11 protein-coding genes are annotated in these 13,231 nt (G+C 42.1%); 7 read left to right on the top strand and 4 right to left on the bottom strand.

Annotated features, from left to right (window positions below):
* Positions 1-86: 86 nt before the first annotated feature.
* Genes AB4209_RS16975 through AB4209_RS16965 form a run of 3 tightly spaced genes read right to left on the bottom strand, consistent with a single transcriptional unit; the run spans position 87 to position 1,836 of the window.
* Entirely contained in the window at positions 87-395 is a 309-nt protein-coding gene (locus tag AB4209_RS16975; RefSeq protein WP_102321029.1) for a hypothetical protein, read from the bottom strand.
* Positions 396-1,607 (bottom strand): Arm DNA-binding domain-containing protein, encoded by a 1,212-nt coding sequence (locus AB4209_RS16970; protein WP_372056573.1) that lies wholly within the window; start codon positions 1,605-1,607, stop codon positions 396-398.
* On the bottom strand, positions 1,600-1,836 hold the full coding sequence (locus AB4209_RS16965) for a hypothetical protein (protein WP_102321027.1): 237 nt from the start codon (positions 1,834-1,836) through the stop codon (positions 1,600-1,602). Before AB4209_RS16965 ends, AB4209_RS16970 begins: the two co-directional genes overlap by 8 nt.
* A gap of 60 nt (positions 1,837-1,896) precedes the next feature.
* On the opposite strand from AB4209_RS16965, the gene AB4209_RS16960 reads away from it, so the two are divergent.
* Positions 1,897-2,127 (top strand): helix-turn-helix transcriptional regulator, encoded by a 231-nt coding sequence (locus tag AB4209_RS16960; protein WP_102393890.1) that lies wholly within the window; start codon positions 1,897-1,899, stop codon positions 2,125-2,127.
* Positions 2,128-2,328: 201 nt separating this feature from the next.
* Here the strand turns inward: AB4209_RS16960 and AB4209_RS16955 are convergent, their stop codons facing one another.
* The gene (locus AB4209_RS16955) at positions 2,329-3,183 is read right to left on the bottom strand and encodes a WYL domain-containing protein (protein ID WP_372056571.1); all 855 of its coding nucleotides are present in this window, start codon (positions 3,181-3,183) and stop codon (positions 2,329-2,331) included.
* A gap of 218 nt (positions 3,184-3,401) precedes the next feature.
* On the opposite strand from AB4209_RS16955, the gene AB4209_RS16950 reads away from it, so the two are divergent.
* The 6 genes from AB4209_RS16950 to AB4209_RS16925 all read left to right on the top strand — a co-directional run bounded on the left by AB4209_RS16950 (position 3,402) and on the right by AB4209_RS16925 (position 13,105).
* Entirely contained in the window at positions 3,402-7,064 is a 3,663-nt protein-coding gene (locus AB4209_RS16950; RefSeq protein WP_372056569.1) for an ATP-binding protein, read from the top strand.
* Complete coding sequence (locus tag AB4209_RS16945) at positions 7,061-7,699, top strand: hypothetical protein (RefSeq protein ID WP_372056567.1); 639 nt, start codon at positions 7,061-7,063, stop codon at positions 7,697-7,699. Before AB4209_RS16950 ends, AB4209_RS16945 begins: the two co-directional genes overlap by 4 nt.
* Entirely contained in the window at positions 7,699-8,997 is a 1,299-nt protein-coding gene (locus AB4209_RS16940; RefSeq protein WP_102393893.1) for a hypothetical protein, read from the top strand. The genes AB4209_RS16945 and AB4209_RS16940 overlap by 1 nt, the downstream gene beginning before the upstream one ends.
* Positions 8,994-9,839, top strand: a complete 846-nt coding sequence (locus AB4209_RS16935; protein ID WP_372056565.1) for a hypothetical protein — start codon at positions 8,994-8,996, stop codon at positions 9,837-9,839. The genes AB4209_RS16940 and AB4209_RS16935 overlap by 4 nt, the downstream gene beginning before the upstream one ends.
* A 325-nt stretch (positions 9,840-10,164) precedes the next feature.
* Positions 10,165-11,811 (top strand): N-6 DNA methylase, encoded by a 1,647-nt coding sequence (locus tag AB4209_RS16930; protein WP_372056563.1) that lies wholly within the window; start codon positions 10,165-10,167, stop codon positions 11,809-11,811.
* Positions 11,801-13,105: a restriction endonuclease subunit S gene (locus AB4209_RS16925; protein WP_372056561.1), complete on the top strand. Its 1,305-nt coding sequence runs from the start codon at positions 11,801-11,803 to the stop codon at positions 13,103-13,105. Before AB4209_RS16930 ends, AB4209_RS16925 begins: the two co-directional genes overlap by 11 nt.
* Positions 13,106-13,231: the final 126 nt, after the last annotated feature.

Here is a 13,231-nt window from a genome sequence, read left to right as displayed (position 1 = left end):
TGATCTTATTCTTCGTGCTGGTTAATTAGAATGCGGGGTTCGTGACACGCTTACGGTTCATTTGGCTCTTTTTTGAGTAGCTCTCATTAATGCAATTGCTTCAAAGAAAAACTGATCCGTGATTGCATTGCAATCAACAGCCAACTGGCATCTCGATTATTTGGCTTGTCTTTACATAGATGTAGTGCTTTTAGTACACCGCGCGTGACTGAATCAATAAAGACATGTTCATGATGGAATTTATCTGGCCACAGTTCAGTACGTTGCTTGATAAGTTCGTAAATTTCATCGTATAGCCAATCAATATCTTGATGAGAGATTTTCTGAAAACGCTGAGCCTGAAGAATGTCACAGCACAAACTGGTGCAGTGAATAGCTAGAGGTGAATAAGCCATTTACTTCCCTCCATTTAAATTAGCATCTAATAACTTTTCAAAAGCACTGCCGTCTTGCCTGGTTAGGTTTGGTATATATCGGCTGTAAACTGTGAACAGCATCTTTGTAGTGGTATGGCCCATTTGGCGAGCTATCCACTCAGGTGCTTCTCCGGCTGCTAACCATAATGTTGCAGCCGTATGTCGAGTCTCATAAGGGCGGCGATATTCCATTCCCAAGTTTTTAAGTGTCGGCTTCCAGATTCGGTCTCTGACGTTACCTTTATCTAAAGGGTTTCCAGCTGCATTGCAGAACACATACTCCTTAGTACCAGTCACTTTGTATTGGGATTTTATAGCTTTAAGTACAACAGATGACATTTGAATGTCTCTTGTTGAACCCACCGTTTTCGTTGTGTCTGAACGGCCGTGTACAAACGTTTCTCGAACTGAAATTAAACCACGCTCAAAATCTACGTACTTCCATTTCAGACCATCGATCTCTGAGGTACGCATTCCGGTGAAGAAACGAACGGTGAAGTAATCTTTAAAATCGGAACGTACCGATGATAAAAACAAGTTCACTTCGTTAAAATCAAACGGGTTTACATTAGTGCGTTCAACACGTAGTGGTTTGATGTTTTCAAACGTCGAACGAAAATCATAGCGATCTCCGGCTTCGCTCAAAATCATGCGCAGTGGTGTCATGACATGATTAATGAACTCGGCAGATAATTTTTTGCCGTTGTTACGCGGTTTCACTAAAGAAGCACGGTACTTTAAGATGTCAGGTCGAGAGATCTTCGCGACGTCTAAATGCCCGAAGTGAGGTACAAGGTACGACCATAAGTAGATCTTCATACTGTCCTTATAGCTTTCTTTCCAACGCACTTCGTTTTCGTCGTACCACTCCTGTGCGAAGCTTTCGAACAAGACAGTTTCAATTCCTTGTAGCCCTTGTACTGCCGTTTTGTAATTACCAAGTAATTCCTGTTTGCGTTTTTGAGCTTGGATGTCTTGTTTCAAAAATGTTTGAGCTTTCTTAGACTCAGGGAAGTACTCACTATATACAAAACAACTCAGGCGAATGTCCGCTTCAATTTGATTTAGCAGTTTCTGTAGCTTGCGTTGGTTTACTTGAGTTGCAGGCAGTGCAGTTTGCTCACGGCAACGCATACCTTCATATCGGAAGTCGAGATAGAGCTTACCGCTACGTGAATTGATACTACCCATGACACACCCTCCCGCCAGCCATTGGAATATACTGAAGGTTACGTGATGCAGATTGGTATAATTCTGCCTCTACCTCTTCCCAAATGTAGAGAATTTTTCTACCATTGAATGGTCGAATGTAGTGTTTACCTTCGATGAAAATTGAATCTCGCAGAGTCGAATTGATATAGTTGGCGCTAAATTTGATACGACCTGCAAGCTCTTTTGCTGTAAGTAATAATTGGTCCATTTGACCTCCATTGTTTGTGTTTTATCAAGACACATTATTATATCTTTTAGGAATTGATGTGTGATTAGATATAACTTAAAGGAACTTATAGATAAAAAATCAGCGGAAGAGGGACGGAAGATCTCTGGAGCTCAAATTGCTGCCGAAATAGGTATTCAGCGTTCGGCCATGGCGAAAATGATTCGAGACGAAGGGTACACTACAACCACAAAAACTCTTGATGCTTTGTGTCAGTACTTTGATTGTGATGTGTCAGAGGTTATTTGGTATCAGAAAAGGAATATTAGCTAAAAACTTATCGAGTGAAATGTAGGGTGTTTTTAGTCGTCACTTTACAATAGGTGTAGGCTGCTGTTTTAAAGCATTCAGCAAGGAGCGTTTATTCATGGATCTTTACACCATAAATACAGTCAGCCCTAGTTTCGACTAGACAGATAATGTTCCATCTAGAACATCAGCAATCTTATCGGGTTGTCTCGAACGAACCTTGATTTATCTAGGTAGACTTTCGTCAAAGTGAGCAGTCAATTGATAGGCTTCTGGTTGTTCTTTTAGCAGCTTTTGGTCTTGTATGACGCTCATACGTCGCAAGTAATAATTGACTAAAGCTCCACGAGTTACTATTTCCATCTTCTTGTTTTTCATAGCGTAGTCGTCAGCAACAACAACTTGTTGTTGCTCAGACAAGTAAGGATTAGGTGTAATCGTTAACTTAACTTGATGGTTCCAGTTGTCATCATGTTCTCGCATTTTTGGTGACTTATCCATTAAGTCAGGTTCGTTCCTAAAGCGACTTAACACGAAATCTCGAAATTCATTTTTCTCTTCACAATATGCTCTTACATGCCACCTGATCCCATCATAGACTAAGCTGTGAGGCGCAATAATTCGACCTCGAACCTCAGGTGTAGAGAGCGATACATAGTCAATATCGACTCGAAGGTTAGCCCTTGCTGCCGCAATTAATCCTCGAACAATGCTTGGTGATATAGCCCTTTCAGGAACGTTCAATACGGTCGATTGAGCTTCCCCCCAATTAAAGAACTCGAAGGTCTCTTCTTGGTTATATTGCTGATGAAGCATAAGTAGATACTCATGAGCAGTGCCTTGAGTAAATAAAGGCTTAAAGTTGTCTGCTGGCCTATAGCCTTTAATTGTTCTATCCAGTATCAATTGACCTTGGTCAGTTAAGCTAATGTACTTGTTGATATCCCTAGAAGCTTGTTGTCTCCCTATGTGAAAAGCATCACATAGGTGATTTGTCGTCAGTCGACCCTCCCAAAGAGCAATGATCTCAATTAGTCGAAATCGTACTTGTTGGTCCCATTTGATATCTGCTTGACTCATGTTCGTGCTCATAAATGTTACATGTTGATGTATACAGTATATACATGTAGTGAAAAAGTACATATATTTATTGTGGATATTGGCAAGGGCAAGAAAAGTCAGGAATCTTTACTGTGAGAGAGTCGATGGTATTGAAAGCTGTAACCTGATTTAGTGGCCACAAATTCAAACTGGTTGATTTTCAGTCAAGAAAAACAACATAACTCGAGATAGATACGATGATGTATGCCGGATTGACCAAAGTTATCGCAATAAATTCTTATCAGAAAAACAAGATGTTTTCTGAGTATTCTTTTGACGCTCCCACTCAGATCACTGGCGGTAACGGAGAAGGCAAAACATCACTTTTAAGGCTCATTCCGTTCTTTTATGGAGCGACTGGCACGCAGATCGTCAGGAAATCGAATGTCAATAAGCCCTTTGCAGAATGGTATTTACCACACAACAACAGTTATATTGTTTTCGAGTACATTACTGCTCGTGGTCAAGTTGCTCATGTCATTTGTTATCGAAACCTTAGTACTAAAGGTGGCATTGTTTACCTTTTCGTTAAAGGTCAGTTTGAGCAGTCAGTGATCATTAAACAAGACAGCGAAGATAAGCCTTACGCTATCGGCTGTACAAAGCTGGCCGCGGAGCTGAACGCTAACGGCTTAGAATACGAGTCGCGTATTACTAGCGTCAAAGAGTACCGCGAAATTATCCAAAATATTAATGCAGGGAATTTGAGCAATCAGTTCCTGAGCTACTCTTTGTGCTCTGGTCGTCATGATGTCCGTCACATTGAAAAAATCACAGCGGCGTTGATTCAAGGTGAATTCAATATGGCCGACACAAAGGCGCTTTTCCTGGATATCCTCGAGCAAGGAAATAGCACATTAGAGTTTGGTGTGGATGCAAACAGAATTGAACAATGGTGTGATGACTACAACGGCCTAACAGCGTTCCTAGCCAAAAAAGAAGCGTTCATTGAAGCTATTGCGAACAATAAGCAGATTGCCTATCTAACCACTCAGCTCGCCAATGCCTTAACAATCATTCGTGAAGCCTCTGAAAGCCTTGATGAATCTCTTAAGAAAACCGAAATCGAGCGCTCAGATTTTCTTGAAAACAGTGACAAGCAGATTGGCGAAATTAATCAAGATAAGCTTGATAAAGAGGTTCAAAAGAGCGCTCTTCAACGCTCTATCACAAGTATTAACTCTGAGATCGAAGTACATCACAGCAAGCTTATAACATACGAAAATAGTGGTTATCCAGAACTGTCCGTTAAGCTAAAGCAATTGCCAGAAATGGAAGACAGGGTGGCACAACAAAGACAAAGTTACGCCGATCTTGAAACTAAGGTAAATGATGCGAAAGCAAAGTATGAGAAAGACAAACAAAACCTTGTTAGTAAGTTCAATAAAGAAAAGTCTGACCTAACAGAGCAAAAACTTGATGCCGAGAAAGAGTGCAAGGTTAAAAAAGACAAGATAGACGATGTATATCAGCCACAGTTAAAGGAACTGACCCAAACCCATACGATTTTTACAGCGGATAAATCTCAGGCTCTTATGGAGCATAGGGCTGAACTCGCTACTCAAAAGCAGCGACTAAAGAACCCAGATATTGATGAGTTTCTCATTGAGCAGAGAGAGCAGTTGGAGTCTGAGAAGGACAGATTACAAGAACAAGTAGACACGTTAAAACACACGACAACTTTGAGTGAGAAGGAAGGAGTCAACTTACAAACTAAACGTGAAAAGCTACTCGAAAGATTAGAGGCCACTCGTCGAAATATGCGCGATGCCGAAACCAGGCTAAAAGTAGTCAGTAACCGATTAGACCCAGATTCAGGAACCTTGTTCTCGTTCCTGGAGGCTAATCGACAGGGGTGGCAAAGCTCTCCACTTGGTCGTGTTCTCACCGATGAGCTTTTGATGGACACGACACTCACACCATCAATGACTGAAGATTCAGGTTCAATGTACGATTTATATATCGATACGAGCAACCTAGCAGATTGTAGTGTCACCAACAAAGCTGATGTGGAAGAGCAGGCTCACTTGATGGACCGTATCGTTGAGCTTGAAGACGCAGAGGCTGATTTCAATAAGCAAATTTTGAAAAATGATTTTGCTGTTAAGCAGTCAACGCTTGAGTTATCACGATTACGCAATGAACTGCGAAACGCTGAGGGTGACCTATCACAAACTAAGGTTAACCTTAAAAACAAGAAAATAGAGATTGCCCGTGCAAAAGAGGGCTTAGTCGAAAAAATTAATATAAACATCAAATCGATTGAGAAAGCTATAGCCCTGATTGATAGGGAAATCTCAGTAACGCTTGAACGTTTTGAAGAAGCAAAATTAGAGCTAAACAACGACAGGCTTACTCAAATTAGCAATGTTGAATCATCACTTGATCTCACGATCGGAGCTATAGATGAACTACTGGAAAAAAGTACTCTGACGTTGGGCGAGAACAAACAGCGCATCAAAATGGAGTATGAACAGCGGTTGAGTGATCAAGGTATTAGCGGTGAAATCTATCAACGCTACAAAGAAGAAATTGAATTGCTTGATAATGAGATCAAAAACTTAAAAGTGAAGTCTCATAAAATCAAAGAATACGAGATATGGCTTGCTGTTTATGAAGTGGATGATCCTAAGAGACGTGACGATCGAAATACTAAGGTCAAAGAACTTGAAACGGTGCATCAAGAGTTTGAATCTTTTGAAACTAAACTGAAAGAGTTGAGAGCCAAAGCTCATCGAACCAAAAAAGAGTTTGATGAGAAGCTCTCTATCTTGAGAAACCACAAACAGCGAGCTGACAGTGCAATCTCTCGCCTAACTAACTATGTGATGTTTGAGGGCGAAGAAGGCAGCCAAGAAGCGCTCGATTATAACGGCGATTTAAATTCACTCTTGAGCTATGTAGAGAGCAAACTCCCGGAATTAGAGAGGCTTACTAAGCTACGTAAAAAAGATATACAACAGATGGAAACTATCACTCTCAACCTTGGTGACGGGGAGCTGTATCGTTTCTGGAATGAAAGCAGCCGAAACGCCATTACAGAGGATATTGTTGCTAGTGACTCTAAGCGAATAGATATTCTAGAAATCATCATGAATGACATTATTCCTCAGGTGACCAGCATAACAATTGAAAGCGCGGTCAACATGGGGCGTATGCTCGTTGACTTCAAGCATCGGCTACTCGGCTTCGACCGTGACATTAAGAAACTTGGTCGTAATATCTCTGAACAAGTAAAGCTCAATAACACGTTCTCGGTGGTTGGTTCTATTGACATTAACGTTGAAAGTTCACTTTCCAAACTACAAGGTTGGCAAGATATTATTAACTTCTCTGAGATTTACGAAGAGTGGGATAAAACGGGATCTGCTGAGCTACCAACCAAAGAGTTTTTCAACGCTTTAAGCACACTGACATACCATATTAGTGCCGAGAAAGTTAAAAAGCCTACTGAGCTGTTTGACATCAAATTTGAAGTCATCGAGAACAACCAGCGTAAAACGGCCAAAACAGATAAAGATATGCGTGATTTGGCCAGTAATGGTACGAACTTGCTCATTCAATCCATGTTGTATTTAGCACTTCTGACACAACAACGTGGAGCAAGTCGACTATCAATAACTTACCCAACCGATGAGATTGGTAAGCTGACGGCAGAAAACCAAGCCAAACTGCTCAAAATGATGGGGGCACACAACTTCAATGTTATCGCGGCTCAACCCGATGGCAATAATCGTACGGCCAACTTATTTAAGTATCTGTATCACTTAACGCCTTACAAGAACATTTTCAACAAACCTAAAGTAAGCAAACTTGCGTTAGCTAAAGCCGCTGAAACTAGCACAGGAGTAGAAGCATGAAGCCAGTATCACAAGTCTTAGAATCTCTACTTAGTGGTAGCTTTATCTGCCCAGCAACGGATCGTGAAGCTTACAAGGCGCTTAAAGAGGATCGTACACGCCGAGAAATCAATCAAGCGTTGACTCTTATGGGGCGCGAGCTCCAATGTACGAGCAGAACCAGCGCCTATTATGTTACCTATAAAAGTATCGACGACCACAATCGTCGTCAGGTGACCGCGTTGATGAGTAATGTACACGGTATCATTCGACCTGTGGTTAAGTTCGTAGCGACAGTCAGTGAGGCTGCTCAAGTTGAAGCAGTGATGGTTGGTGGTGATGAGTTAAATGTGCCTGTGCTGAGTGCGCAAATCCAATCGTCTCCTAGCTTGATGGAGAAACTCGATAGTATTTATCGACTTCCAAAAGTGAGTCGGAAAAAAGTGCGTGACAGTGCAGCGGATAAACTCAATGTAGTTGTCGAATTTCTGGTTAAAGAAGGGGTGGCTCATTTAGTAAACAAAGAGCGCCAACTCTATGTGATGACGGGAAAATTAGACTTTGTCTACGAGGTGCTCGATTTCATCGATACGCATGAAAAGATCGTTGAGACAGTTAACAAAGCAAACGAGAACCAAGGGGAGTTCGACTTTTGATGAGCCCTCAAAACAATGGGAAACATGGTGGTGTTAACCACATGCTTCGCTTAATCAGCCAAGCAAAGGACACATTAACGCATGTTTTTGAAAATGGCACGATACGTGAAACTCATGAAAACGCCAATGACCTACGTAAATTAAAAGAAGCCCGTGTTGTTATCGTGACAAGCCGCGGCTACCGCGTGCACCCTAAGATGGAAGCATTGATGAACTACTTCCTTGAAACGGAAGCGAGTTCATTTCTTGGGACTCAACATGCTGAGCGCATTCCAGAAATTCAGAGCTTAGCGCAAGAATACCTGGAAGCTAAATTAAATGGCAAAAGAGAACAAGAGGCGGATAGGTTTAATAGCCTTGAAGGTGTCGTTTATGAAATCACAATGGACTTGCAAGAGTCTTGTCGTCGTCTAAGAAACCGTATCAGTTATGACTTTGGCTATGGCCATACGCTCGCTCAAAAACAAAAAGAGAACCAAGTTGCTATAGAGCAAGCTGAAAAGCTTGTTAGTGGCATGAAAGCTTTCTCTTTTAAGTTGTTGAGTGAAATGGCTGGAGATAACTCCGAGCTCAACACCTTGTTTTGTGCTGAAATGCACAGTGCGATTCGTAGTTGCCAACAAGAGCTCGGGTCTATTCTAATTCAACTTCGAGCCTTGATGCTGAAGTATCGTAACCGCGAACGCGATAAGGACCTGATCAATGCCTTTGATCGGTTTATTGATCAAGAGCCACACTGGACACCAAGTGACGATTTAATTTTGCCTGATGAGGTAGCAAAGCACGACGGCATTCCGATGTTTTGGCTTTCAGAACCTATTCAATTTGCACATCACCCAAATCCTGATGATATGGACCAAGAGCCGGAATTGGCCGATATTGTTGAAAAAATTACGGCACAGCCCGCCGAACAAGAAGAGCTTCCGGTTGTTGAAGAAGCTGAGCGCCGAGAATTGACTCTTGATGTTGAAATACAAGAGCTGATTGAAGCGGACATTGATTCACATTGCGATACCTTTTTTGCTGAAGCCTTTATTGGTAAGGGAAAAACCAGCATTTCCGCTTTGGAGTATTACGAGCAAATCAATAGTGACTTACCGGAAGATCTTGACCAGCTCACTTGCGCTAAAGACGTGTGGCTATTTAGCGTGCTTAATTTCCATAGTTCAATGCTTCCCGAAGATAGCAAAGGCTTTACCGTTGAGCCTATCGGGTCTTATACCTATTTAGCAAAAGGTAGCAATATAGGTTACGGCAACCTTCACTTAGAAGATGTGTCTATAGCGAGGAAACTGTGAGTAGAATTATTGATGATATAACGGGTAGTGATTTAAATCGGTTAAAGCAACTCTTCTCTCCTGCGAAGGTTAATGAAGGTGCCAGTGTAGCGCTGAGTGGCGTGTTTGATACTTTTCATCGCGACTTTAGTGTTGGGAGCGCCAGAGGAGAACATTTGCAGCTGACGCCTAGAGATATACGTCAAATTAGGAAGGTGATTAAAGAGCAATCTGGTTTTGATCTTTTAACTGATCCCATCCCTAATTCTCGAACGGATATGGCTCAGTTCTTTCCTAACGAGAAGTTAAGCTCAAGTCCTGTCAAAGACAAGGTCATTAAAGTTTATGGGATTTTGTCCACGAACATAAATGGTAAATCATATGACTTACAAGAGGGCATGAACATTGAGGTAGCTCTAAGTCATTTGACGAGCATTGAGCACAGCCAAGTTGTGATTGTTGAAAACTATGAAGCATTTTCTAAGTTTAGATTAGTACAAACCGACATAGGATCTAATCCTCTTATTGTTTACCGAGGAGATAAGGACACGGGAGTAATATCAAAAGAAATTGCGTTGGCTTTTCCAGGCGTAGAGCTTATAGCTTGGTTTGATACCGATCCTAAAGGTATCTCTTTAGCTTTATCATCGGGAGCGACTTATATGCTGCTACCAAATTTATCTATGGGTTCTCTCAAAAAACATGGTCGTTCAGACTTGTTTGCAGACCAATACCAAAACTGGGATCGTGTCTCAAAACTTATCCCCCCTAAGTTAGAGTCCATAATATCTGAATTGGAAAAAGGGATAACCCAAGAGTCAATCATGGCAAATCAAATAGCCGTAAGGTTACACCAAATTTAGTCACGTAAAAGTCGAGCTCCCCTATAAGTGCGGAGATAGGCATGTTTACCTTGGGGTAATCAATCAAATGTTGTGAAGCTCATGCAGAGTGCCTACAAGACTGTTAAGTGCTGCTAATCTAGCCACTGAATTATTTATAAAGATTAAACGAATTTTGTGGCTTTTTTAAAATGCTCGATCATTTGGATATTTCCTTATCTTAAGGCACGTAAAAAGCGCCTAAAATCGGAGCTTTATCAATTCAACTCATTCAATTTCATATATAATCGCCCTCAATAGTCTGCGCTTGAAAGCAGAGTCCTACATTATTCGAGTAATTAAGAACATGGCAAAAGAACCCGCTAACAAGAAAACTGCCTCAAAAGCTAAGCCCGCTTCAAAAACTAAAAAAGCGACCAAAGGCTTTGAAGAGACCCTTTGGGATACCGCTAATCAGCTGCGTGGCAGTGTTGAGTCATCTGAATACAAACACGTGGTATTAAGCCTTGTGTTCTTAAAGTTCATCAGCGACAAGTTTGAAGCACGCCGTCAGAAGATGATAGACGACGGGCAAGAAGCTTTTGTTGAGATGAAAGAGTTCTACCAACAAGACAACATCTTCTTTTTACCAGAAGATGCGCGTTGGTCATTTGTTAAAGCACGCGCTAAGCAAGATGATATCGCTATCATCATTGATACCGCTTTATCGACTATCGAAAAAAACAACCCAAGCTTGAAAGACGCTCTGCCAGACAACTACTTCTCGCGCCAAGGTCTGGAAGTGAAAAAGCTGGCGTCACTTATCGACAGCATTGAAAACATTGATACGCTGGCGAACGAATGTGACATGAGCGAAGAAGACTTAGTCGGTCGTGTTTACGAATACTTTCTAGGTAAGTTTGCAGCAACCGAAGGCAAAGGTGGTGGCGAGTTCTATACGCCTAAGTCAGTGGTAACACTATTAGCTGAAATGCTAGAACCCTTCCAAGGTAAGATCTACGATCCAGCTTGTGGCTCCGGCGGTATGTTTGTTCAGTCTTTAAAGTTCATTAAAGAGCACGAAGGGCGCACCAAAGATATTGCTATTTATGGCCAAGAGCTTACCTCGACCACTTATAAACTGGCGAAGATGAACTTAGCCATTCGTGGTTTATCGGGCAATTTGGGTGAGCGTGCAGCCGATACCTTTTTTGCTGACCAGCATAAAGACTTGAAAGCCGATTACATCATGGCGAACCCGCCGTTTAACCTTAAAGGTTGGCGTAATGAAGCCGAGCTAACCGACGATGCGCGCTTTGCTGGCTATCGTACACCGCCAACAGGCAATGCCAACTACGGTTGGATTTTGCACATGCTCTCGAAGCTAAGCGAAACAGGCACTGCTGGTTTTGTATTAGCGAACGGCTCTATGAGTTCAAATTCTTCCGGTGAAGGGGAGATCCGCCAGCAGCTTATCGAGAACGATCGCGTTGAATGTATGATTGCTCTGCCGGGGCAACTGTTCTTTACTACGCAGATCCCTGTATGTATTTGGTTTATCACTAAAGACAAAACCGAAAACACCACCAAAGGTTTCCGTAACCGCCAAAAAGAGACGTTGTTTATTGATGCTCGTGAAATGGGCACCATGATTAGCCGCACCAATAAAGAGCTGACTAAAGATGATATCGCGCTGATTGCCGATACATACCACGCTTGGCGCTGTGATGAAGCAGAACTTAAAGCGCGTATTGAGCGTGGCGACGGCAAAGTAGAGAAGTACGAAGACCAAGCTGGCTTTAGCAAATCAGCCACCATTGCTGATATTAAGGCCAATGACTTTGTACTGACTCCGGGGCGCTACGTAGGCGCAGCCGAAGTGGAAGATGATGGCATTCCGTTTGAAACCAAGATGAGCGAGCTTTCACAAACCCTGTACAGCCAAATGAATCAATCCAAAGAGCTAGACAAAACCATTCGCCAGAACTTGGAGGCGTTGGGTTATGGGGAGTGATTTTATTACAAAAATTGGGAGGGTCGCTGAAGTATTTGATGGTCCTCATGCTACACCAAAAAAAATAGATACAGGTCCTTACTTTCTAAGTATTTCAAGCTTGGAAGGGGGACAGCTCGATCTTTCAAAATCGGCTCATGTGAGTGAAGAGCAGTTCACTAAATGGACTAAGAGAGTCACTCCACGAGAAGGAGATGTTTTATTTTCTTATGAGACTCGATTAGGTGAAGCCGCTTTGATGCCTGGTGGTATCAAGGCATGTTTAGGTCGTAGAATGGGGTTGTTGAGACCTGATTTAGACGTTGTTCTTCCTGAGTATTTACTTTATGCATATTTGGCTCCTGCTTTCCAAACTGAAATAAAGAAACGAACAAATCATGGTGCAACTGTTAATAGAATTGCTCTAAAGGAGCTACCCGATTTTGACATCAGGATTCCACCATTAGATGAGCAACGCAATACAGTAGAAATTCTCAAATCAATGAATGAGAAGTTGTCACTCAACAACCAAATCAACCAAACCCTAGAGCAAATGGCACAAACGCTTTTCAAATCTTGGTTTGTCGATTTTGACCCAGTAAAAGCCAAAATGAATGGCGAACAGCCAAAAGGGATGGATGCGCCTTTTCTTTCAAAAGAAGTTGCCTCGCTTTTTCCAGAAAAGCTCGTTGAGTCTGAGCTAGGGTTGATCCCAGAAGGTTGGGATGTAGGCACACTGAGCAACGTAGCAAAATACTGTTCAGCAAGAACCAACACCGACACAATTTCACTTGAAAATTACATCTCTACAGAGAATATGCTCGCTGAAAAGAAAGGTGTAACCGCTGCATCTAAGCTTCCAACAGCTAAAACTGTCGCAGCATATAAGTCGGGAGATATCTTAGTTTCAAACATCCGCCCTTACTTTAAGAAGATCTGGCTTGCTGAGGGAAGTGGTGGTCGCTCCAATGATGTTCTTGGTTTTGAATCAGTTAGTGAAAATACTGACTCATACCTGATGAACTTGCTCTATCAAGATACATTCTTCGAGTACATGACTAGAACCTCGAAAGGCGCAAAAATGCCGCGAGGTGATAAGACTGCAATCATGAACTGGGAAATGGCTGTACCACCAGTTGAGCTACGTGAAGCTTTCTCCGCTATCGTCGATAAGTTTTATCAGTTGATTCCTCAAAATAGAGCACAGAATGCAACTTTGGAATCGTTACGCGATACGTTACTTCCTAAATTGCTTTCCGGCGAAATCGACTTAGAAAACGTGCAAGTAGAACAAGCTAAAGCACTAGCAGAGTAACCTTTCGTCATTCCAGAAAGTGAGGAACGAACTTATCAGGAATCTCGTTTTTGACGGTGGTGAAAAGCGAGATCTCAGATACCTCGCGCCTCGGTTCTGAGATAACGAAGGTGGGAATTAGATTAA

The sequence above is a fragment of the Vibrio sp. 10N.286.48.C11 genome (genome assembly GCF_041469805.1).
Taxonomy (GTDB): Bacteria; Pseudomonadota; Gammaproteobacteria; order Enterobacterales; family Vibrionaceae; genus Vibrio; species Vibrio crassostreae_C.
Note: the sequence above shows the minus strand (reverse complement) of the source record. Positions and strands in the feature narration are given on the sequence as shown.